The organism is Martinezella sp. CNPSo 3964 (assembly GCF_057784375.1).
In genome coordinates this window covers 262,645-286,503 of record NZ_JBXSOW010000003.1, presented here as the reverse complement: position 1 = coordinate 286,503, position 23,859 = coordinate 262,645, and the positions used below count along the sequence as shown (strand labels likewise).

The window sequence follows — 23,859 nt, the reverse complement described above, 5'->3', positions numbered from 1 at the left end:
ACTCTCCTGTTCCGACACTCAAATGCAATCGGGGCCAAAGAGTTCCCCCTTTGGCCCCGATCGTCGAAGCGAAACAGTGCAGAAACGCTACTGTCCGACCGGATAGCCCTCTTCGGGATGGGCGACCGCCCTGTCATTGATGGTGACCGAGTATGTCGCTGCATCGGGCGCTTTTGAGACGGAAATACGGTAATTTCCGCTCGGCAGTTCGATATCCGCCGCAAAGCCGTCCCAGTTCGAAGGCAAGGCCGGCTTGACGAAAAGCCGTCCGTTTTTCACGCGGATACCGAGAATGCCTTCGACAGCGACGCGATACAGCCAGCCGGCGGATCCCGTGTACCAGGTCCAGCCGCCACGGCCCGTCAATTGTCCTTCGCCGTAGATATCAGCAGCGACAACATAGGGCTCTACACGATAGGTATCGGCCTGATCACGATCGCGTGCATGGTTGATCGGATTCAGCATGTCGAAGCAATGCCAGGCATCGTCACCGCGATTCATCTCCGCCAGCGCCATGACCACCCAGGTAGCCGCATGGGTATACTGGCCGCCATTTTCGCGCACGCCCGGCGGATAGGACTTGATGTAACCCGGATCGCGGGCCGACTTGGCAAAGGGCGGCGTGAACAGCCGGATGATGCGGTTTTCGTCATCCACCAGCTTGTCGAGCACAGCGTTCATCGCCTTCTCGCCGCGTGCCCTGTCACCCTCGCCGGAGAGAATGTTCCACGACTGCGCGATCGAATCGATCTGGCATTCGAAATTCTCGCTGGAGCCGAGCGGGCTGCCATCATCGAAATAGCCGCGGCGATAGTGACCGCCATCCCAGCCAGCCGATTCCAGCGCCTTGCGCAGTTCCGGCAGATGATCCGACCAGCGCTTGACGCGCTCCTTGTCGCCGCGTGCTTCGGCATAGGGCAGGAAGGCGGTGAGCATGCCGGCCAGGAACCAGCCGAGCCAGACGCTTTCGCCGCGACCCTGGATGCCGACGCGGTTCATGCCGTCGTTCCAGTCGCCGCCGAGGATCAGCGGCAGGCCGTTGCCGCCCTTGCGCTTGATCGCAAGATCAAGGGCCAAGGCCGCATGTTCGTAGACGCTGACTTTGTCCTCCGACACGGTCGGCTGATAGAACACGTCATGCGTTCCCGGCATCAGTGCCGCACCCTCGACGAAGGCAAGTTCCTCGTCGAGAAGCGACTTGTCGCCCGTGACAGTGCAGTACTGGTCGACGGCATAGGCGAGCCAGACGACGTCGTCGGAGATATGCGTGCGCACGCCGGCGCCGCTGCCCGGCAGCCACCAATGCTGCACATCGCCCTCGCGGAATTGACGCTGGGCCGCGTTGAGGATCTGGTTGCGGGCAAGCTCCGGCTTATGCACCAGGAATGCCAGCGTATCCTGCAGCTGGTCGCGGAAGCCGAAGGCACCCGACGACTGGTAGAAGGCGGTACGCGACATGATGCGGCAGCCAAGGCTCTGATAAGGCAGCCAGGCGTTGATCATGTTGTTCATCGCCTTGTCCGGCGTCGAGATCTTCACATGACCGGTGAAGCCGTTCCAGAACTCGCGGCCTGCCGAAAGTACGGCCTCGAAATCGGCCTTGCGGATTTCCGAAACGAGCGCCCGGGCTTCCTCGACGGTCGCCGTATCGCCCATGTAGAAGCAGATTTCCTTTTGCTCGCCGGCGGCAATCGTCAGGTCGAAGGCCAGAGCACCGCAGGGGTCGCCATCGAGATCGGCCGAGTTGGAGAGTGCTGCACCCGTCACCACGGCTTCCGGCATCTGGATCGTGCCATGGCGGCCAATGAACTCGCGGCGGCTTGCCGAGAAGCTCGAATGCGTCTCGCTCGCCGCCATGAAGGCAGTCCGCTTGAAGTAATCGATGCTGTAGGGGTTGTTGGCAAACAGAGCACCCGTTTCCTCATCCAGCGTCGACAGGATGAAGGGCCTGGTCTTGTTCTGATTGATGCCGAGCACCCACTCGGCATAATTATAGACGCGCAAGCGCTTGCTATCAGCACCGTTGTTGCTGAGCCGCAGGCGGAAGAGCTTGACCGGACGCTCGCGATCGACGGTCTGCGTCAGCTCCAGCGCCACGCCATTCTCTTCGCTCGAGAAGACGGAGTAGCCGAGGCCGTGACGCGCCTCGAAACGGACCTTCGCATTGCGCGACAGGCCGGCATAGGGCGTCATGACCTTGTTGCTGTCGAGATCGGCGACATAGAGCGCCTCGCCCGGACGGTTGATGACCATGTCGTTGGTCCAGGGTGTCAGCTGGTAGTCGCGCGAATTGTGGCTCCAGGTGAAACCGCCGCCTTCGGCAGGAACATGGAAGCCGAAGCGCTCGTTCGAGATGACGTTGACCCACGGATGCGGCGTCGACTGGCCACCCGGCAGACGCACGACATATTCGCGCCCGTCCTTGGAGAAGCCGCCGTAACCGTTCCAGAAATCGAGATCGTCCTGCGCCTCGAGGGGCTCGGCCGTAAAGACCGAATCCTGCAGGGCGGCAGGCACGGTGAGACGATTGGCCGACGCTGGCTCGTCGGACTGTGCCGAGGCAAAAAGCGTCGCCGCACGCGCGATCTGATCGACGAGCTTGCCGTTGCGGGCATGGAAGATCACCCGCGATGCGGCAAGAATCTCCTGATAGGTCTCGTTCTCGATCAGGTCCTTGCGAACCGAGAAGATGTTCGGCCTCAGGCCATCGCCCTGATTGTGGCGAACGTGCTCGACGAACTTGTCCAGTTCGCGCTGCATGTCCTGCGCATGGTCGACGGCGCGCTCGTTGACGATGACGAGATCGGCGTTGATGCCGCGTGAGCGCAGATATTCCGCCGCCATCAGCGCTTCCCTGGCGATTTCGAGATCGACATCGTCATTGATGCGCAGCGTGAAGATCGGGAAATCGCCCGAGATCGTCACCGGCCAGAGAGCCGACTGCGAATGCAGACCGGCCTGCACGGTGGCGCCATCGGCGCGCAGGTGCATATCCGGATAGACGAGATAGCGTGCGAGCTTCTGGAAGGCGGCCGCCTGCTGCGAGGTGACGCCGACATGGCGCATCTGCATCTGCGTACGGGTCCAGGCCTGCGTGAGTTCGATGCCGAAGGTGTCGGGATTGCGGTAACGCTCGACAGCCTTGTCGACCTCTTCCCGGTTCGGCGCGGCGATGGTCCAGAAGATGATGCTGACCTTCTTGCCGGCTGGCACGCGCACGACGCGACGCAGCGACAGGCAGGCGTCCATGGTGAAGCCGTCCGTGCCGGAGAGCGTCGCGCCCGGATCGAAGGCGGCGGCTTCGGCAAGCGTGCGGCCGCGGCCGAGGAACTTGCGGCGATCGGTTTCGAATTCGGTCGGACGTTCCGATCCGGCATTGTCGACGACCAGATGGGCGACTGACATGTCCGGCTCATTGTAGTCGCGCTTGTTGCGCTCGGCGCGGATCACGTCGCCGCTCTTGCCGATCTCGGTGCGCACGAACATGCGCGTGAAGACCGGGTGACCGGAATCGACGTCGTCGCTGGCAATCGCTGGCTCCAGGTAGGAGGTCACTTCGATGAAGCGATCTTCCGTGCCCATGTTGAGCAGCGTGACGCGGCGGCCTTCGGCGTCGTGCTCGGTGGCGACGATGCACTCGACGTCGCTGGTGAGATCGCCGACCGTCTTGCTGTATTCCGCCTTTTCATCGCTGAACGAGACCTTGGCCTTTTCTCCTTCGATGCTGCGCGGCTCGGCCGTCGCCGACCACCACTGGCCGGAGGCGGTATCGCGCAGGAAGATGAAGGTGCCCCAGCGGTCTTCCGTCGGGTCGGCACGCCAGCGCGAGACGGTCAGGCCGTTCCAGCGCGAGTAGCCGGCACCGGTTGCCGTCAGCATGACGGAATAATGGCCGTTGGAAAGGAAGGCGAGCTCGCGATCCTGCGTCGCCGGATCGGCGATCTTGCGGATTTCCGGGCGCAGCATGTCTTCCTGGATATTGGCCGGCTGGTCGCTTTCGTGCTTGGCGGCCATGACCGGAATATCGCGCGGCGCCTTTTCCTGCAGCAGCAGTTCGGCGGCTTCGATCACCGGATCGGCATGGAAGAGTTCGCGCAGGCGGCCGTTGAAGGCGACGTTGGCGATCGCGGCGATCGACATGCCGTGATGGTGCGCATAATAGTTGTAGACCACCGCGCACTTCTTGCCTTCGGGAACACGGGTCGGCGTGAAATCGACGGCATCGTGGAAGCCGTAGATGCCGAGCGCGCCGACCTTGCGCAATTTCTGCAGGTTTTCCAGCGCCGCGGCCGGGCGATACTGGCTGGCAAGGATCGAGGCATAGGGCGCGATGACGGCGTTCTGGCCGAGGCCGCGCTTGAGGCCGAGGGAGGGCACGCCGAAATTGGTGTACTGGTAGTGCATGTAATGGTCGCGGGCATTGAAGGCCGCTTCCGAAATGCCCCAGGGGATGTCGGAGCCGAGACGCTTGGCGTAGTTCATCTGCTCCTGCACGACCAGATTATTGGTCTGGTTGAGGATACCGCCCTGACGCTCCTGCATGACGAGCGGCGGCATCAGATATTCGAACATCGAGCCGGACCAGGAGACCAGCGCTCCGCGCGAACCGACGGGCACGACCTGACGGCCGAGGCGATACCAGTGCTCGGTCGGCAGATCGCCCTTGGCGATGGCGAAAAGGCTGGTGAGGCGGGCTTCGGAGGCCAAAAGGTCGTAGCAGGCCGCATCGAGCTCGTTGGTTTCGACGCGGAAGCCGATGGAAAGCAGGCGCCGCTCCGGACGATAGAGGAAGGCATATTCCATGCCGAAGGCGAGTTCGCGCATCTGATCGCGCAATTTCGCCAGTCGCTGGCGCAGCGAATCCACGTTGGCGAGATCGAAGATGCTGTCGGCGATATGGCCTTCGCAAACCCTAACCAGCGACTGCGACCAGGTGAGCACTTCGCCACTCTGCGTCGACTTCACTTCATGATCGAGATTTGCCGCAAGCTTCTGGATGTCCTGCGCCAGAACCGAAAGGTTTATGACGCGGATGGAGGCGAACTCATGCTCGCGCTTGACGGCGGCAAGCGCGTTCTGGAAGCCGGCGATGCGCTCTTCCAGGCGGCGGCGCAGCGGCCGCACCGTCTTGCGGTCGTCCGGAAGCTCGGCAAGCGTTTCGGCGAGAATACCGGCGACGTCGCCGATACCGTCCAGATTGCCCTGCATATGCGCAGATGGCGCTTCCGCCCAGATGCGGCAGGCGGACGAAACGGCAATCAGGTGGCCGGCGAAGTTGCCGCTATCGACCGCCGAGATATAGCGCGCGCCCATCGGCTTCAGCGTATCGGTGTGATACCAGTTGCACAGGTGCCCACGGAACTTTTCGAGCTTTGCCACGGTCGCCATGGTCTTTTCCATGCGATCGATGGTTTCCTCGAAGGACGTCCAGCCGAAATGGCGGGCCGAAATGACGGACAGCAGGTAGACGCCGATATTGGTCGGTGACGTCCGCGATGCGACGACGGCATTCGGGGTCTGCTGCACGTTATCGGGCGGCAGATGGTTCTGCTGTTCGACGACGAAGGTCTCGAAATAGCGCCAGGTGCGGCGCGCAATCTTGCGCAGTTCGAACGAAACGCTTTCCGGGACTTCGAGCCGGTCTTCGGTTTCGGCCGACTGGCTGACATACCAGGCGATCGCCGGCGACAGAACCCAGAGCAACGCAAAGGGAATGCCGACGAAGAAGGCGTTGTCGCCGGAGAGCGAAGCGAAGGCCAAGGCCAGCAATGCCAGCACGGGCGCATGCCACATGACGCGGTAGTGGCCGAGGATTGTCGTCTGGGCCGCGGCCTGGGCGCTTGCGGCGGTCCGCCATTGCAGCATCAGCTTGCGGCTGACGAAGGCGCGGTAGAGCGAGCGGCCAATGGCGTCGGCCATGATGCAGGCGCCGTCGGCAATGAAGACGATGCGCAGCGCGACCTGCGCATTGGCGGCGCGGATGTCGGACCAGACGGTGTAGAGATGGGCGCGGGCGACGATATCGCTGGTGCGCGGAATGATGCCGTTGATGAGCGACAGCGTCGGCGCGACGAACAGGCAGAAGATCAGAAGGATCTGCCAGATCAGCGCCGCCAGCGGCTCCATTAAGTACCAGCCGAGCACGGAGGCGAAGAACCAGGCAATCGGCGTCAACGAACGACGCAGATTGTCCATCATCTTCCAGCGGCCGAGGCCGGTGACGCCGCGCTTCGGATTGAAGAGATAGGGAAGGAGCTGCCAGTCGCCGCGCGCCCAGCGATGCTGGCGCGAGACTTCCACTTCGTAGCGGATCGGGAAGTCTTCGACGAGTTCGCAGTCCGTAACGAGGGCGCAGCGCGCCATCGAGCCTTCGAGCAGGTCGTGGCTGAGAACGGCGTTTTCGTCGATCTTGCCCTTCAGCGACGCCTCGAACGCATCCACATGATAGAGGCCCTTACCGGTAAACGTACCTTCTTCGACCAGATCCTGATAGACGTCGGAAACGGCGAAGACGTAAGGGTCGAGGCCGCGATTGACCGAGAAGACACGCTGGAAGACCGACGCATCCTTGCCCGTGGTCAAGGACGGGGTAACGCGCGGCTGCAGCACGCCGTAGCCGCGCACGACGCGCTTGCTCTCGGGGTCGAAAACCGGGCGGTTGATCGGGTGATGCAGCTTTCCGACGAGCTTCGTCACCGTATCGCGCACCAGGCGCGTATCGGAATCGAGCGTCATCACATACTGCACGTCCTTCGGCACGATATTGGCGCCGGGCAGGAAGGTGGTGTCGCGGTCGCCGCGCAGGAGCATGTTCAGCTCGTGCAGCTTGCCGCGCTTGCGCTCCCAGCCCATCCAGGCGCCTTCGGACGGATTATAGAGACGGCGGCGATGCAGCAGGTAGAAGCGCTGAATGCCATCCTCGTCATAGCGCGCAGCCAGATTGGCCACTTCGCGACGGGCATAATCGAGGATTTCCAGATCGCGCTCGCTCTCCTCCTCCTGGCTGTCGGGCCAGTCGCTGAGCAGTGCGTAGTAGATCTCGCCGCCCGGATTGGCGAGGTAATGGACTTCAAGATTGCGCACGAGTTCGTCGACGCTGTCGCGGTTGCCGATCAGCGTCGGCACGACGACCAGCGTGCGGGCTTCTTCCGGAATGCCGTCCTTGAATTCGTAGCCGACCAGACGCGCCGGCGTCAGATACATGGTGACGAAGAAATTGAAGAGGCCCGTGGCGCCTTCCGAGGCCGGCAGCGAGAACATCAGGAGCAGCAGGATGGTCTCGGCCCAGCCCATGCCGGCATGCAGCATGAAATAGCCGACGACGACCAGCGCCACGACGGTTAGGAACAGCACCGGGGCTGCGATCGACAGCCAATTAAGCTTGCGCCACTGGCGCACGAAACTGACCGAAATCGGCGCGCGGTAGCCGATTGCCTTTTCCAGCTTCTGGGTCTGCTGACCCATGATGAAATCGCCGATATTCGGCTCACGCGCCTGCCCTTCGCCCGATGCCTTGGCGGCCTCGGTCATCGCCATGGCGACCTGGGCGATCTCCATTTCGGTCTTGTCGGAACGGCGGGCGAGCTTTTCGATGCGCCGGCGGTAGCTGTTGCGCGAGCCCGGATCGAGCTTGGCGTAGTCGGTCTCGTCCCAGAGCAGCTTGTCGACGGCGCTGACCTCTTCGACCCAGACGGACCAGTCGGTATCGTCGATGAGACGCAGGCTCTTGATGATGTTGCCCATCGTCACATTGCCCGACGACAGGCGATTATGCTCGGCCATCATGACGCTTTCGGCGTCGGTGCCGGCCTCGGCAAGCCGCTTCTCAAGCCAGGTGACGGCGAGACCCGACGTATGCGAGCCATCGCGCAGGCGATAGAGGAACTGCGTGGCGAAGGTATTGTCCGAAGTTAAAGGCTCGAGCGTCTTCAGGAACTCGGCGACCTTGGCATCGTCATTGAGACGGATCAGCTCGTCGACGGCGGCATTGGCCTTCTTGCGGGTAATGCGGCTCTGCTCGACGCGGATCGAAATGCGGCGCAGGTTTTCGACGAGGATGTAGCGCACCAGCGAAGGAACGGCCCAAAGCTCGCCGATCTTCAGCATCTCGACAGACTGGAAACCTTCGACGAGCGCCAGCAGGCCCTGATTGGATACTGTGCTATGCGTATGAGCGACATAGAGCCAGGCCAAGGCCATGGTGCGCGGCATCACCATGCCGTCAATGGTCAGCGTCTGCAGCTGGTCGTAAAATTTCTTCGGAAAATCGCGGCGAACTTCCTGAATGGCTTCTTCGATGATGTAGTGGTTGTCGAGCAGCCATTCAGCGGCCGGCGTGATCGATTCACCAGCATCGACATCGGCATTGGCCGAGCGGTAGACACGCAGGATCTCTTTTTCGTTTTCCTTGTGCCGCGCGAAGAAATCGAAGGGCGCAAAGCCCGGCAGCTTGGTTTTCGCGCCGTTGCGGGCGAAGGTCGCACCGCATTCCTTTATCTGTTCATTGGAGAAATAGGTGGCGCGGATCGCATCGTTATGATCGATCTGCTTGGCTTCAGAATCGCGCGGCGTAACGGTGGAGAGATTTTGAGATGTCATGGATTCGGGTTCTGGGTCCAAACAGAGTGAGTGGCATTATCGCCTTTATCGTCTTTGCCCTGCCCGACACAAGAATTCACGCATTTGGACCCTTTTGCTTCGCTTCCCGGCGGGCGAAGGGGGTGAATTCGAAATGACGGCTTAGAACAAACAAACAGAGGCGAAGATTTTCACGGGGCCATTCTTAAGGATCGCGGCGCTTTGCCATTATCCCGGTTGGGTGCCCATGAAACTGGATACGCAGCCAAATGGTTCCGGCAGCGATCCGCAGACGTCAACGACAATCGATCAAGGTCACGAGGCATTCTCCTTGGGCTGATGGATCCGCTTTCGGAAATTCAGCATGGTTCGGCATATTGACCCCTCAATATCCCGCAGAAGATGAACTTAAACTGAACCCTCTCAAAAGATTCGCAAATTCCTGTCGGAGCGCATCGTTTTCACGGCAGCGCATGCCCGGGCTCGAAGCCAGCACGCCCAAACCGATCTGGCCCAATCCTATGCCTACCACAAAAAGACGGCCACTTCCCCGATCCCGGAAAGCTCAACGCAAAAGTTCGCTTGACCCCTCCGCACCACCAAGGCCTGGCTGCGCCAATCGCCTTCGTGAACCTCCTCGTATTTTGGGGGTGAAGTTTACTGTTTTCACACGGCATATTCCATCGGCCGGACAAATTTTCTTTGCCCGGCGAAACCATGTCAGCGAAACGAGATCGGAAGCTGCGCGAGAAAACAAGCTGCCAGTCTTGATCGACCGGCCCCACAAACGTCCCGAATTTCAGGAGATGGGCCGCATCGGCCTCACATTAGCGGCAGCACAAGCCGCCACTCGACAAAACGTCGCCTTAAACGACGATACCGCAAACAATGGCCGCAACGAACAGGAATGCAGCCGAAAACAAGACGACATGAATCGCCGTTTGAATCTTCTGCCGCGTCTTGGCGGCGCGCTTGGAACCATCGAACTGATTCACATGCGTATTCGACATACCCAAATTCGCCATGTGTTGCCTCCGTTCGTTTCTTATATGTTTTCCGGGCCAAGCCCAGAACGGACATTCATACATTTCCTATCAATTAGGTAGAGATGAATTTCCGTCCAGAACGCGAGCCGAGAAAAATTAAACCATTGGATGTCGAGGGCCCGAAAGATCGGCAACGCCTAATCAGCAAAGAATGCGGCGGGCCCAAATCAAACTGCGCTCGATGGCGCTGGTATCGACCGTCTGCTCTTCGGCAGGTCCGGTCTGGCGGCGGCTGTTTTCGTCAGAAAGAGTAGCGGACCGTGCACCTTCCCGTTTCGCCGGAACCGGCGGATGAAGATAGCCCATGGTCATGCCACCCATGAAAAACATGCCTGCCTCCACTTAACGTCTGACCCCTTATCGGGATCACGAAAGTTAACCGCCATTAACGAGATCATGACAGAATTGCGGCAGGTGTCAATAGTCTATACGATTGGTCGTGTTTAAGCGGCCCATTCGTTAACGCCCCACTGGGCGCAAAAGCCGACCGCTCAGGCGCGGACGAACCCCTTGCTGGCAACCATCAGATTGCGCGTATAGTCTTCCTTCACGTCGCCGGCTGCCAACTCCTTTGCCGTCAGCCGCTCGACGACCGCACCGTTGCGCATGACGGCCAGGCGCTCGCACATATGGGTGATGACGCCGAGATCGTGGCTCACCATCACGAAGGTCAGATTGCGATCCTTGCGTACCTGTTCGAGCAGGTTGAGCACCTCGGCCTGTACCGAAGCGTCGAGTGCCGAGGTCGGCTCGTCGAGCAGCAGAATCGACGGCTCGACGATCAGCGCGCGGGCAATAGCGACGCGCTGGCGCTGGCCGCCGGACAGCTGATGCGGATAGCGGAAGCGAAAGCCGGTCCCAAGACCGACTTCGTCCAGCGCCCTGGCGATGCGGGTTTCGGTGTCGCCGATCCGGTGGATCGAGAGCGGCTCCAGCAGCAGCCGGTCGATCGTCTGACGCGGATGCAGGGAGCCGTAAGGGTCCTGAAACACCATCTGCACCTGGCGATAGAAGGTCTTGCTGCGCCTTGCCCCCTTCAGCAGCTCGCCGCCGACGCGGATCGTTCCGTCCGTGACGGGTGCAAGGCCGGCGACGGCCCGCAGCAATGTCGATTTTCCCGAACCGGACTCGCCGACCAGGCCGAAGGATTCGCCCTTGTTGACCTCGACGCCGACGGCATCGAGAGCATAGTAACCGTCATAGACGACGCTGAGGCCATCAACTGCAAGTGCCACCGTCATGCCGCCCACTCCGGCTTGCGGTCGAGCACCGGCAGCGGATGCCTGTTTTCGCCGATGACGGGCATGCAGTTCAGCAGACCGCGCGTGTAGGGATGCTGTGCATTGTTCAATTCGGAAGCCTTGAGCTCTTCTACGACCTTACCTGCATACATGACGATCACGCGATCACAGAAGGACGACACCAGCCGCAGGTCGTGCGAGACGAAAATCAGCCCCATGCCGCGCTCCGAAACGAGCTTGTCCATGATCTTGAGCACATCGAGCTGCACCGTCACATCGAGCGCCGAGGTCGGCTCATCGGCGATCAAAAGCTCCGGCCCAGCGATCAGCATCATGGCGATCATGACGCGCTGGCCCATGCCACCCGAAACCTCGTGCGGATGCAGGTCATAGACACGGCTGGGATCGCGGATCTGCACGGCTTCGAGCATGGCAAGGGCGCGGTCGCGAGCCTCAGCCTTGGTAACCTTCTCATGCGTTCGCAAGGTTTCGGTGATCTGTTTGCCGATAGTCATGACAGGATCGAGCGAATATTTTGGGTCCTGCAGCACCATGGCGATGCGCTTGCCGCGCAGCGACCGGCGCTCTCTAGCCGAGATCGACAGAAGATCGATCCCGCTGAAGTCAAGCTTGTCGGCCGTAACGATGCCATGCGGCGGCGTCAGCCCCATGATGGCGCGGCCGGTCTGCGACTTGCCGGAGCCGCTCTCGCCGACGATGCCCAGCCGCTCGCGGCCGAGCGTGAAGGACACGCCGCGCACGGCGTCGATAACACCCGTGCGCGTCGGATAGCGAACCCGAAGATTGTCCACGGTCAGAAGCGTCGTCATTGTCCGCTCTCCTTCGGGTCGAGCGCGTCGCGCAGGCCGTCGCCGAGCAGGTTGAAACCGAGGCTGACGATGAGGATCGCAATGCCGGGCATGGCCGCCACCCACCATTGGTCAAGATAGTATTTGAAGCCAGTCGCAATCATCACGCCCCATTCCGGCAACGGCGGCTGCGCGCCGAGCCCGAGGAAACCAAGGCCGGCGGCCGTCAAGATCACGCCCGCCATGTCGAGCGTGACGCGGACGATTACCGAGGAGATGCAGAGCGGCATGACGTGGCGGAAGATGATGCGCAAGGGCGAGGCACCCATGAGCTGCACGGCGGCAATATAGTCCGAGCGCCGCACCGTCATGGTCTCGGCCCGCGCCAAGCGCGCATAGGGCGGCCAGGAGGTGATGGCGATGGCGATGATGGCATTCTCAATACCCGCACCGAGCGCACCCGCAAAGGCAAGCGCCAGTACCAGCTTCGGAAAGGCAAGGAAGATATCGGTGATGCGCATCAGGATCACATCGACCCAGCCGCCCATATATCCCGACACCATGCCGATGATCAGCCCGATCGGCGCCGAGATGATCGCAACGAGCACGACGATGTAGAGCGTCCAGCGCGAGCCGTAGATGAGGCGCGAGAGGATATCGCGGCCGAGATCATCTGTGCCGAGCAGATAGCCCGGCGTGCCGGGCGGCTTCAGATAGGCGTTGGTGAGATCGCCGATCACGGGCGAATGCGGCGCGATGACATCGGCGAGCGCCGCCACGAGCACGAGCGCGATGATGATCAGCAGCCCGATGACGGCCAGGCGATTGGCGGAGAACTGCCGCCAGGTGACGTAGGCGCGCCCTAGTCTCGCCTGCCGGCGCGACTGTGGCCGGTCGGAGAGCAGCCAGTCCCTCAAGCTGGGTTGGGTGGTCTCGACAGTCATTTACGTCGGGTCCTTGGGTCGAGCGTCCGATACAGAAGATCGGAAATCAGATTGATGCCGATGAAAACCGTGCCGACGACGATGGTGCCGCCGAGAACGGCATTCATGTCGGCATTGCGCAGCGAGCTGGTGATGTAGAAGCCGATGCCCGGCCAGGAGAACACGATCTCCGTCAGCACGGAGCCCTCGAGCAGGCCGGCATAGGAAAGCGCGATCACCGTGATCAACGGCACGACGGCACTGCGAAGGGCATGGCCCCAGATCACCCGCGTCTCGGAAAGTCCCTTGGCGCGAGCCGCGACAATATATTCCTGGCCGAGCTCGTTCAGCATGAAGCTGCGCGTCATGCGGCTGATATAGGCGAGCGAGAAATAGCCGAGCAGCGATGCCGGCAGGATAATGTGGCGGAACACGTCCCAGAAGACGTCCCATTGCCCCTGCATCGCGCTGTCGAGCAGGAAAAAGCCCGTGATCGGCGTGAAAGTATATTCATAAGCGATATCGATGCGGCCGGGATAGGCGACCCAGTTCAGCTCCGCGTAGAAGATGACGAGCGAGACCATGGCCAGCCAGAAGACAGGCACGGAATAGCCGACGAGGCCGATGACGCGGACGATCTGGTCGATGATGCTGTTGCGGCGCACGGCGGCAAGGACGCCGAAGGGAACCCCGAACACGGCGCCGATGATCGTGCCGACCGTGGCAAGCTCCATCGTCGCGGGAAAGACGCGCTTGATGTCGTCCATGACCGGATTGGTCGTCAGCACCGAAGTACCGAAATCGCCGCTCAGAGCGCTCAGGAGATAATAATAGAACTGCAGATAGAGCGGTTGGTCGAGGTGCATCTCTCGATGCAGGCGCTCCAGCACCTGCTGAGGCGCGTGATCGCCGGCAATCGCCAGCGCCGGATCGATCGGGATGACACGCCCGATGAAGAAGGTTACGGCGAGTAGGCCGAGATAGGTCGTGACCGCCACGACCAGAAATCGCAGCAGACCCATGAAGAAGGGAGCGGCACGGCCCTTTTTGGGCCGCACCTGCATTTTCCGTTCGACGGTGCTCAAAGAACTAATCCTGCCGGATTATCACTTGGAGATCGGCCAGACGAAGTTGTTGTCGAAGCTCGGACCAAGCTTGAAGTCCTTCACGTCCTTGCGATAGCCGGCGACTTCCGTCTGCTGATAGAGGATGATGAAGGGGCTTGCTTCCAGGAATTTCTTCTGGATGTCCTGATACATGGCACCGCGCTTGGTCGCATCGCCTTCGAAGAGCGCAGCCTTGGCTTCTTTCTCCAGCTCAGGCGAAGTCCAGGTGTTGCGCCAGACGAGTGTCTTGTTGGTGCTGGTATCGGAATTGTCGTCGTTCGTTGTGAAGGTATCGGCGTTGGAATGGGGGTCCCAATAATCCGGACCCCAGTTGCCGAAGTAGATATCGTGGTTGCGGGCACGATATTTCGTCAGCTTCTGCTTGCCGTCGCCGGGGATGATCTCCACCTTGATGCCAGCCTGGCCGAGCGTCTGCTGGATGGCGGTTGCGATGCCGGTATCCGGCTCGATGCTGCGCACGTCCATGGTGATCGAGAAGCCATTGGGCAGGCCCGCCTTGGCCAGCAATTCCTTGGCCTTGGCGACGTCGAGCTTGAACGGATTTTCATCCAGCGAGCCGAGCATGCCCTTCGGTTCGAAGGTCTGATGAATCTCGCCGATACCCTTGATCAGCGTCTTGCCGATGGCATCGTAGTCGACCAGATACTTGAACGCCTGCTGCACTTCCGGCTTGGCCAGATTGGCGTTCTTCTGGTTGAGGCTCATATAGTAGATCGTGCCCTTCGGCGCGCTGGTCGTACCAAGCTGTGCATTCTTCTCGACTGCCTGAAGATCGGTCGGCGACAGGTTACGGGCGATGTCGATATCGCCGTTCTCCAGCGCCAGGCGCTGCGCCGAGCTTTCCTTCATGAAGCGATAGATGACGCGGTTCAGCTTGGCCTTTTCGCCGTAGTAATTGTCGTTGCGCTCCAGCACCACGGCTTCGTTGGCACGCCATTCGCGCAGCTTGAACGGACCGGAACCGGCAAAGCCGGTCTTCAGCCAGCTATTGCCGAAGTCGTTGTCGTATTTGTAGTCGGCGGTCGGCGTTGCCGGCTTCACGTGCTGCAGGACCAGCTTCTTGTCGACCACTTCGGCCACAGTCGCCGTCAGGCAGTTCAGCACGAAGCTCGGCGCATAGGGCTTGTCGACGGTGAAAGTAAAGGTGTTTGCGTCGGTCGCCTTGGCCTTTTCCGTCACGTTGTCGCCGTTAATGCCGAACTGGGTGATGATAAAGGCCGGGCTCTTGTCGAGCTTGACGACGCGCTCAAAGGACCAGGCAACGTCCTCGGCGGTGATCGGATTGCCGGAAGCAAACTTCAGGCCTGGCTTCAGCTTGAACGTATAGGTCAGGTGATCGTCAGAGACGGACCAGCTCTCAGCAAGGTCGCCCTTGATCTTCGAGGTGTCGTTGATGTCGAGGCGCACGAGCAGGCTATAGGTATTGCCGGTGATTTCGGCAGCCGACAGTTCGTAAGCCTCGGCCGGATCCATGCTCAGTATGTCGTCGAAGGCAAAGCCTTCGACCAGCGTATCCTTGGGCGTCGCAGCATATGCGTTCGGCGCCGCCATCAGCAAAAGCGAGAGAGCCACGCCGGCAGAAAGTGCGCGGAAACCGCGGTTCATCTTGGTAATCATCATTGTTTTCATTCCCCTTTTTTAACTCTACGCAATATCGGCACGCACGTTACCGGCTGCCTTCCTTCCAGGCGGATGCCAGGACGCGAAGCCAGTTCTCCCTGCACAGCTTTACAAGATCGTCCTCAGCATAACCAGCGTCGCGAAGGGCGGCAATCAGGTTTTGATTGCCGGCCGCATCGCCGATTTCGGCTGGGATCGTGGCGCCGTCGAAGTCCGATCCGAGGCCGACGCAGTCGATGCCGAGGCGGCTGACGAGATGATCGACATGCCGCACCATTGCCTTGAGCGGCGTATCGGCATCCGAGCGCGCGTCGTCGCGCAGCATGGCCGTCGCATAGTTGAGACCGACGATACCGTGACTTTCCTTGATGGCGTCGAGCTGCTTGTCGGTGAGATTGCGTGCGACCGGCGTCAGCGCATGCGCGTTGGAGTGGCTGGCGACCAGCGGCTGATCCGAGGTCTTGGCCACATCCCAGAAGCCCTTTTCGGTGATATGGGCGAGATCGACGACGACGCCGAGGCGGTTGCATTCCCGCACCAGCGCAAAGCCGGCGTCCGTCAGGCCCGGCCCGGTATCCGGCGAGCTTGGATAGGCGAAGGGCACGCCATGGGCGAAGACGTTGTTGCGGCTCCAGACCGGGCCGAGCGAGCGCAAGCCCGCCGCGTAAAAAGTTTCGAGTGCCGTCAGATCGGCATCGATTGCCTCGCAGCCTTCCATATGCATGACGGCCGCGAAAATTCTTTTCTCCATGCAATCGCGGATATCAGCCGTGGAGCGGCAGAGCTTCCAGGCGCCGGCGCGGTCGAGCCGCAGCGCAATGGCGGCCATTTCAAGGGCGATATCGAGGGATGGCGCCCGCTCGAGCGGAGCCGCGAGCGGCGTCGCGTAGTGGCCGTTGCTGTCCGGATCGGCAAAGACGAGATCGCCCGACGGAATGTAGATGGCGCAGAGACCGCCGGCGAGAGCACCCGCCCGCGCCCGTGGCGCATCGATATGGCCGCCGGATGTTCCATCCTTGAATTCGGCGATCGGGTCGGCGCCGTCGCGCGCGTGATGCCAGAGCCTCAAGAGAACGTCGTTGTGACCATCGAATACGGCTTGCATTGTCTATCCTGGGTGAAGCGCTCCGGGGGAGCGAATGGAAAGCGGCCAGAATAGAAAAGCTGACAGGATTCGCCATACCCAAATGAAAAAAATTTGCATTTGCATGGAATGGCACGTTCAAACGGAAAAGGCGGGGTAAAACCCCGCCTTGAGAGCATGCATTAGAACGCTGAGGATGTGTCGGGCATTTCAGCGCTTGGCCCGCTTCTTCTGGCGGTAGACGTCGATGGCAACAGCCGCGACGATGATGAAGCCCTTGGCGATTTCCTGATAATAGGCATCGACGTTGAGGAAAGTGAAGCCCGAGATCATCACGCCGAGGATGACGGTGCCGATCACGGTACCGGCGATGCGGCCGACGCCGCCGGTGAGCGATGTACCGCCGATGACGGCAGCCGCGATCGCATCGAGCTCATAGTTGACACCCATACCAGCCTGCGCCGTCTGCACGCGGGCAGCCGTGATGATGCCGGCAAGACCTGCCAAGAGCCCGGCAATGGCATAGACCTTGACCAGATGCGCCTCGACATTGATGCCCGAAACGCGCGCCGCCTGCACATTGGCACCGATCGCATAGGTGAACTTGCCGTAGCGCGTGTAGCGCAGCACGATATGGAAAGCGACCGCGATGATGAGGAAGACGACGACGGGCCAGATGCCGGAACCAATGAAGTTGAACTGATCGGTCAGACCCGAGATCGGCTGGCCCTTGGTGTAGAGCTTCGACAGGCCGCGGGCCGAGACCATCATTCCAAGTGTCGCAATGAAGGGCGGGATCTTCGTCTTCGTGATCAGCTGGCCGTTGATGAAGCCGGCAAGCAGGCCGATCAGCAGGCCGATGCCGATCGGCACGAAGAAGGGCATGTCGGTCAGCGCGGGATAGACGGCCCTCGCCCAGGTCGACGACTGGGCAAAGCTCGCGGCGACCATGGCCGTCAGGCCGACGACGGAGCCGGATGAGAGGTCGATACCGCCTGTTATGATGACTTGCGTCACGCCGACGGAGATGATGCCGATGACCGAGACCTGAAGGATCATGATCTTCAGGCGCTGGAGGTTCAAGAGGAAGCTCTGGCCGACGAAGATCCAGCCGAGGATCTCACAGAGGAGCGCGATGCCGATCAGCACCAGGAAGATGCCGAGCTCAGGCGGCACGCGGCGGCGTCTTGGCCGTGTGACTGCCGGGGCGGTCGCCTCTGCAACTTTGCTAACCATGGTTCAGTCCTCCCTTGCGATGATTGGCGGCGTCACTGCGCGGCCAGTTCCATCACCTTCACTTGAGTTGCTTCCGCCCGATTGAGGAATCCGGTCACCCGTCCTTCATGCATCACCATGATGCGATCGCTCATGCCGAGTACCTCGGGCATTTCCGACGAGATCATGATAACGGCGACGCCATTGCGCGCCATTTCGGTGACGAGACGGTGGATTTCCGCCTTGGCGCCGACATCGATGCCGCGCGTCGGCTCGTCCAGGATCAGAATGCGGGGATTGGTGAGCATCCACCGGCCGATCAGCGCCTTCTGCTGATTGCCACCGGAAAGATTTTCGATCCGTTCGTCGAGATTCGGCGTCTTGACGCGCAGCTTCCTTGCCATTTCCTCGCAGGCCTCTTCGATCGAGCCTTCCTGCACGAAGCCGCCGCGCACGAACTTATCGTGCAGCACGGCCACCTGCATGTTCTCGAGCACGCTCAAGATAAGAAGACAGCCCGTATCCTTGCGGTCCTCGGTCAGGAACGCCATGCCATGGCGGATCGCAGCCGCCGGCGAGGTGATTTCGGTCTTCTTGCCGAAAAGCTCGATCGTGCCCGACGAGGCCGGCGTGACGCCGAAGATGGTTTCGGCGACATTCGACCGGCCCGATCCCACAAGTCCGGCCACGCCGAGAATTTCGCCGGCCCTGACATCGAAGGAGACATTGGAGAAGACGCCATCGAGGCTCAAATCCTTGACAGACAGCACGGTCTCGCCGATCGGCACTTCCTCCTTCGGAAACATCTGCGTGATCTCGCGGCCGACCATCATGCGGATGATGTCGTCGCGGGTCACATCAGTGGAAGCATGCGTGCCGATATATTTGCCGTCACGGAACACCGAGAATTCGTCGGCGATCTCGAACAGCTCATTCATCTTGTGAGTGATGTAGACGATACCGATGCCCTGGGAGCGCAGGTCGCGGATAATCTGGAAGAGATGCGCCACTTCGCGCTCGGTCAGCGCCGAAGTCGGCTCGTCCATGATCAGCACGTCAGAATTATAGGAAACCGCCTTGGCGATTTCGACCATCTGCCGGCTCGCGACCGAAAGCTCGCGCACCTGGATTTCGGGATCAATGGCAATGTTAAGGCGCTGGAAGAGTTCCTCGGTCTTGCGGCTCATCTCGGCATGGTCGACCAAACCGAAACGGTTCTTCGGCTCGCGGCGAATCCAGATATTTTCAGCAACAGTCATGAAAGGCATCAGGTTCAGTTCCTGATGGATCATGGCGATGCCGTTTTCCAGCGCGTCGAGCGGTGACTTCAGCCGGATGTCGACGCCCTTAAGGCGCACTTCGCCCTGGTCGGGAATATAGATGCCGGCAAGGATCTTCATCAGCGTCGATTTGCCCGCGCCGTTTTCACCCATCAGGGCATGCACCGTTCCGCGCTTCAGGTGGAAGGAAACGTCATCAAGGGCGAGCACGCCGGGAAATTCCTTGCGGATGCCTTCCGCGCTCAGCAGATAGGCGGCATTGGGGACAGCGCCGCTGGCGCGTACCGCCGCCATGGTGGATGGGCTCACAACCATTTTTCCCTCCCGGGCAGATCGGATTTCAAAGGATGCGGGCTTTAAGCCCGCATCCATCGATCACTCTCGTCATCAGTTCTTCTTGACGAAGTCCTTGACGTTGGCCGGCGTGACGAGCTGGAAGGGGATGTAGACCTTCTTCTCGATCTTATCGCCCTTGGCAAGCTTCAGCGCAGCGTCGACTGCGCCCTTGCCCTGGCCGGCGGCATCCTGGAACACGGTGACCTTCAGGTCGCCGGCCTGCATGGCGGCAAGCGCATCCTGCGTGGCATCGACGCCGGCAACGACGATCTTGTCCAGCGGCTTGCCGGCAGCCTTCAGCGCCTGGATGGCACCGATCGCCATTTCGTCGTTGTTGGAGATGACGGCATCGAATTCGAGACCGCTGGAGAGCCAGTTGGTCATCAGGTCGGCGCCCTGGGTACGCTGCCAGTTGGCGGTCTGCTCCTGGACGATCTGGATACCCTTGCACTCGTCGGTCGCAACGACGTCATGGACGTCCTTGGTGCGCATGCGGGCAGCCTGGTTCGAGAGTTCGCCCATCATGATGACGGCTTTGCCCTTGCCACCCAGCAGCCGGCACACTTCCTTGGCTTCCAGCGTACCGGATTCCTGCTCGTTGGAAGCAACGAAGGCCTGCTGGTCCGGAAGGCTGTCGACGTTTGCCGGCTCGCGGTTGACGTAGACGAGCGGGATCTTGGCATCGGCTGCGAGCTTGGAAATGGCAGCCGTTGCGTCGGTATCGACCGGGTTCACGATGATGGCATCGACCTTACTGGCGATGAAGTTCTGGATCTGGCTCTGCTGCTTTGCAATGTCGTTCTGGGCATCTTCGACCTGCAACGTCACGCCCTTGTCCTTGGCGTAGTCCTGCATGCCGTTGCGCAGAACGGTCAGAAAGTTGTCGTCGAACAGAGCCATCGAAACGCCGATGGTTTGTGCGTGGGCAGCGGTCGAGAGCAAAAGAGCCATCGCAGAGCCAAGGATAAATTTCTTCATGATTTCCTCCCAGATAAGGTGCCCGGCCACACCCCTCCTAAATGCCGGAACCCCCAGTCTCGACTGCGGGGCCTGTATTCAATTCGGCCGCCACTCCCATGGCGGCTACATCGAAAAACGGAACAAACAAACCGTAAAATTCATTATGCGGAATATTCATTCCATTTTTCAAGGCAAAGGTCAACAGCAAATTCTGGGCGCATCGCTGGAGCCGGGGAAGACGAGTTTTCTTGCCGCTCACACTGCAAGATCGGATGATCAAACCTACATACGGGCACCCGTCACCGTGGAACGGTTATTCCATCGACACGGGAACGGAATAGAATGCAGACGACCAACCGGCCGCGCCGCGGCCCGCAATGGAGAACACACATGCCCTCGATGTACAGTTTCTCGGTCCCCGTCTTCCAACGCGGCCTTCAAAACCTTTCGGTCTATCTCGACAAGATCGAAGCCCATGCGGCTGAAAAAGGCATTGCGGCGGAGGAGCTGATTTCCGCCCGCCTGATCGACGACATGCTGCCGCTCTCCGGCCAGTATCAGCGCGCCTCCGATACCGCGAAGCTCACCATTTCCCGACTTGCCGGCATCGATGCGCCGCGCTTCGAAGACAACGAAGCGACCGTCGCCGATCTGCGCGAGCGCCTGAAGAAAACGCAGGATTTCCTGACGACGGTTACGCCGGCAACGATGGAAGGCAGCGACACGCGGGAAGTGACGATCGCGCCGGGAGGCAACAAGATCGTCTTCAAGGGCGAGGATTACCTGGCGAAATTCGCGCTGCCGAATTTCTTCTTCCACGTCACCACGGCACACGACATCCTGCGCAGCCGCGGCCTGTCCATCGGCAAGATGAACTATCTCGGATCGTTTGCCTAAGGACCAATTCCAGGAAAAGCGCGCAGCGGTTTTCCGTCCGGAATTACGCAAAAATGAATGACAGAAGCCACTCAGGGCCGGAGCGAAACCGGCCCTTTTTCCGTCAGCTCCGTATAGGCCAGCGTTTGATCCAGATGCTCCGCCCGAAGCGAGAGAAGCTTTTCGGCGTAGGCGAGCCTGATCGCCGTGTAAGCGCCGTCCTCGGCGACATTGGATAGTTCCGCCGGATCCTTTGAAAGATCGAAGAGCAGCGGCGGAAGACCCGCGCAATGGACGTACTTGAAACGGTCGTCGCGAATAACGGCCAGATTGCAGGCATTGGACCGCAGGCCGAAATGCCGCTCGGGAATACCCTCGGCAATATCGCGGAAATCGAACTCCCAGAAGGCGGCATCGCGCCAGCTCGCCGGTTCGGAACCGGAAAGGAACGGCAGCAGGCTTTCACCATCGACATGATTTGCCGGCGTGACACCAAGCCGGTCACACAGGCTTGGGAAAATATCAGCGGCGCTGGTGAAGCGCGCTATCTGCCGGCCATGCGTGGCGCTCCGACGAGGATCACGAATGACAAGGGGAACATGATAGCTTCCGTCGAAGAAGCCGCCCTTGCCGAGCATCCAGTGATCGCCCATCATCTCGGCATGGTCCGAGGTGAAGACGATGACAGTTTCGTCCCAGGCGCCGGCATCCTTCAGGGCCTGCCAGATCCGGCCAAGCTGCGCATCGACCTCGGCGATCATGCCGTAATAGATGGCGCGGATCGCCGAAAAATCCTCCGACGTCCACTCGTTGATGGAGCCTTTGCCGCCATACATAAAGCCGCCCTTGCCGATCAGCGGCAGGCCGAAGGCGAGCAGGGGATGCAACGCCATTTCCGTCTCGCGATCGGCGGCGCGTGCAAAGGCCGGGCCATCGGCGGTCGAGAACATGCGGTTATAGGGCTCCGGCACCGAGAAAGGCGGATGCGGCCGCAGGAAGGAAACATGCGCGAACCAGGGTTGATCCTGCTCGCCAAGCCAGCGGATGAATTCGCCCGCCATAAAGGCCGTCTGCGTCTCCTCCCTGGAATAGGCAGGGGCATTGTTGGAAATTTCGCCGGGCTTGGCACTGAGCGGAATATGGATATCGCGGCTGACGGCATCGGCATGGCCGCGTGACCGCAGCCAGGAGAGCCACTGCTTCTCATGCTCCGGCAAAAGCTGCCGCGGCGTGAACCCCGGCAGCACGCCTTCATAGGTCGTCAGATGCGGATCATGGGGATCGCGGTCGCGCGGATCGGGCGCCGTGTCGGTATAGCCAAACAGCGTCGGATCGTAGCCGGCACGGCGCGCCGCAAGCGCAACATTGTCGAAACGGGCATCCAGCGGCGAACCATTGCGGCAAACGCGATGGTTCATCTGATAAAGGCCGGTATAGAGCGTTGCCCGCGCCGGCGAGCAGGGCGCGGTACCGGCATAGTGGCGTCGAAAGAGTACGCCTTCCTTTGCCAGCGCATCGACATTGGGCGTCTTCACCCATTCATGCCCGACGGCGGAGAGGCAATCTCCCCGCCACTGGTCAGCCGAAATCAACAGAACGTTCGGGCGCTTGCCCCCAACACCAACCAAAGAGGAGGGTTCAGTGCTGGTTGGATTTGGCATGCCAATTCCATGCGGATTGGATGATCTCGGTCAGATCATATTGCGGCGACCAGCCGAGAATATCGCGGGCCTTATCGTTGTTGGCGACGAGCGTCGTCGAATCGCCTTCGCGGCGGCCGACATATTCGACCGGGAACGGCCGGTTCGACACCGTCTCGATCGTGCCGAGCAGCTCCTTCACGGTCGTACCCGTGCCCGTGCCGAGATTGAGTGCGACGGAATCGCCGCCATCAAGCAGATATTCCACGGCGCGGACATGCGCATCGGCAAGATCGAGCACATGGATGTAATCGCGGACGCAAGTGCCGTCACGCGTATCGTAATCGCTGCCGAAGACCTTGAAGCCCTGACGGCGGCCGAGGGCGGCATCGATGGCAAGCGGGATCGCATGGGTTTCCGGCGTATGCCACTCGCCGACGCGGCCCTCGAAATCGGCGCCGGCAGCATTGAAATAGCGCAGGATTACGGAGCGCAGGCCCTTGTACTGGTCGTAATCGGCGAGCGCCTGCTCGACGATATATTTCGTGCGGCCGTAAGGGTTGATCGGCACCTGCTGGTGGCTTTCGTCGAGCGGCACGCTCTGCGGCAGGCCATAGGTCGCGCAGGTGGACGAAAAGACGAAGGCTTTCACGCCGGCCGCCTGCGCCGCTGAAAGCAAGGTCAGTGTGCCGATGACGTTGTTTTCATAGAAGGAGACGGGATCCTTAACCGATTCGCCCACTTCGATGAGCGCGGCAAAATGCAGGATGGCGGCGGGCTTGTGCTTGGCCAGCACCTCGTCGAGGCGCGCCCGATCGCGGATATCGCCTTCCTCGGCCGGACCCCATTTGACGAACTCGCGATGACCGTTGGAGAAATTGTCGTAGACGACGGGCTTGAAACCCTTGTTCGCCAGATCCAGACATGTGTGCGAACCGATATATCCGGCTCCGCCGACCACAAGCACCGTTTCTCCTGCCATGACCATCCCTTCTTGACTCACAAGGATTTGCCGCTCCAGACGCGGCGGACCAGTTCGATCCGACGCGTACACTTAGAGAGCTGTAGCCGACTTGCAAGGCGGGAGAAAGGAGCAAGATTGGTAGTGTCAAGAATGGACGGAGA

The 23,859-nt window shown here is 60.6% G+C and carries 16 protein-coding genes; 1 reads left to right on the top strand and 15 read right to left on the bottom strand.

Going from position 1 to position 23,859, the window contains the following annotated elements; genetic code table 11:
* Positions 1-87 precede the first annotated feature (87 nt).
* The 13 genes from AC13Q5_RS11830 to AC13Q5_RS11770 all read right to left on the bottom strand — a co-directional run bounded on the left by AC13Q5_RS11830 (position 88) and on the right by AC13Q5_RS11770 (position 20,477).
* Positions 88-8,598 carry a glycoside hydrolase family 94 protein gene (locus AC13Q5_RS11830; RefSeq protein WP_488501784.1) on the bottom strand — a complete coding sequence of 2,837 codons (8,511 nt, stop codon included), beginning with the start codon at positions 8,596-8,598 and terminating at the stop codon, positions 88-90.
* Between the two features lie 845 nt (positions 8,599-9,443).
* Positions 9,444-9,602: a hypothetical protein gene (locus AC13Q5_RS11825; RefSeq protein ID WP_174176193.1), complete on the bottom strand. Its 159-nt coding sequence runs from the start codon at positions 9,600-9,602 to the stop codon at positions 9,444-9,446.
* Positions 9,603-9,764: 162 nt separating this feature from the next.
* Positions 9,765-9,953 (bottom strand): hypothetical protein, encoded by a 189-nt coding sequence (locus AC13Q5_RS11820; RefSeq protein ID WP_488501783.1) that lies wholly within the window; start codon positions 9,951-9,953, stop codon positions 9,765-9,767.
* 161 nt (positions 9,954-10,114) lie between these two features.
* Positions 10,115-10,864 (bottom strand): ABC transporter ATP-binding protein, encoded by a 750-nt coding sequence (locus tag AC13Q5_RS11815; protein ID WP_488501782.1) that lies wholly within the window; start codon positions 10,862-10,864, stop codon positions 10,115-10,117.
* Entirely contained in the window at positions 10,861-11,694 is an 834-nt protein-coding gene (locus AC13Q5_RS11810; protein WP_488501781.1) for an ABC transporter ATP-binding protein, read from the bottom strand. Before AC13Q5_RS11810 ends, AC13Q5_RS11815 begins: the two co-directional genes overlap by 4 nt.
* A complete protein-coding gene (locus tag AC13Q5_RS11805) occupies positions 11,691-12,617 on the bottom strand; it encodes an ABC transporter permease (protein WP_488501780.1) in 927 nt (308 codons plus the stop codon). Before AC13Q5_RS11805 ends, AC13Q5_RS11810 begins: the two co-directional genes overlap by 4 nt.
* On the bottom strand, positions 12,614-13,681 hold the full coding sequence (locus AC13Q5_RS11800; protein WP_075853449.1) for an ABC transporter permease: 1,068 nt from the start codon (positions 13,679-13,681) through the stop codon (positions 12,614-12,616). Before AC13Q5_RS11800 ends, AC13Q5_RS11805 begins: the two co-directional genes overlap by 4 nt.
* A gap of 21 nt (positions 13,682-13,702) precedes the next feature.
* Positions 13,703-15,343: an ABC transporter substrate-binding protein gene (locus tag AC13Q5_RS11795; protein WP_488501779.1), complete on the bottom strand. Its 1,641-nt coding sequence runs from the start codon at positions 15,341-15,343 to the stop codon at positions 13,703-13,705.
* Positions 15,344-15,389: 46 nt separating this feature from the next.
* Positions 15,390-16,448 carry a dipeptidase gene (locus AC13Q5_RS11790; RefSeq protein ID WP_488501778.1) on the bottom strand — a complete coding sequence of 353 codons (1,059 nt, stop codon included), beginning with the start codon at positions 16,446-16,448 and terminating at the stop codon, positions 15,390-15,392.
* Positions 16,449-16,637: 189 nt separating this feature from the next.
* Positions 16,638-17,663 (bottom strand): ABC transporter permease, encoded by a 1,026-nt coding sequence (locus AC13Q5_RS11785; RefSeq protein WP_488501777.1) that lies wholly within the window; start codon positions 17,661-17,663, stop codon positions 16,638-16,640.
* 32 nt (positions 17,664-17,695) lie between these two features.
* A complete protein-coding gene (locus AC13Q5_RS11780; protein WP_488501776.1) occupies positions 17,696-19,237 on the bottom strand; it encodes a sugar ABC transporter ATP-binding protein in 1,542 nt (513 codons plus the stop codon).
* A gap of 72 nt (positions 19,238-19,309) precedes the next feature.
* Positions 19,310-20,236 (bottom strand): sugar ABC transporter substrate-binding protein, encoded by a 927-nt coding sequence (locus AC13Q5_RS11775; protein ID WP_488501775.1) that lies wholly within the window; start codon positions 20,234-20,236, stop codon positions 19,310-19,312.
* A 37-nt stretch (positions 20,237-20,273) separates the two neighbouring features.
* Positions 20,274-20,477: a hypothetical protein gene (locus AC13Q5_RS11770; RefSeq protein WP_488501774.1), complete on the bottom strand. Its 204-nt coding sequence runs from the start codon at positions 20,475-20,477 to the stop codon at positions 20,274-20,276.
* A gap of 131 nt (positions 20,478-20,608) precedes the next feature.
* Here AC13Q5_RS11770 and AC13Q5_RS11765 point away from each other — a divergent pair, with 131 nt between their 5' ends.
* Positions 20,609-21,115 carry a DUF1993 domain-containing protein gene (locus AC13Q5_RS11765; RefSeq protein WP_488501773.1) on the top strand — a complete coding sequence of 169 codons (507 nt, stop codon included), beginning with the start codon at positions 20,609-20,611 and terminating at the stop codon, positions 21,113-21,115.
* A gap of 71 nt (positions 21,116-21,186) precedes the next feature.
* On the opposite strand, the gene AC13Q5_RS11760 is transcribed toward AC13Q5_RS11765, so the two are convergent.
* Positions 21,187-22,755: an alkaline phosphatase family protein gene (locus tag AC13Q5_RS11760; RefSeq protein WP_488501772.1), complete on the bottom strand. Its 1,569-nt coding sequence runs from the start codon at positions 22,753-22,755 to the stop codon at positions 21,187-21,189.
* Positions 22,733-23,716, bottom strand: coding sequence for a UDP-glucose 4-epimerase GalE (galE, locus tag AC13Q5_RS11755; RefSeq protein ID WP_488501771.1), 984 nt, complete (start codon positions 23,714-23,716; stop codon positions 22,733-22,735). Before galE ends, AC13Q5_RS11760 begins: the two co-directional genes overlap by 23 nt.
* Between the last annotated feature and the right edge of the window lie 143 nt (positions 23,717-23,859).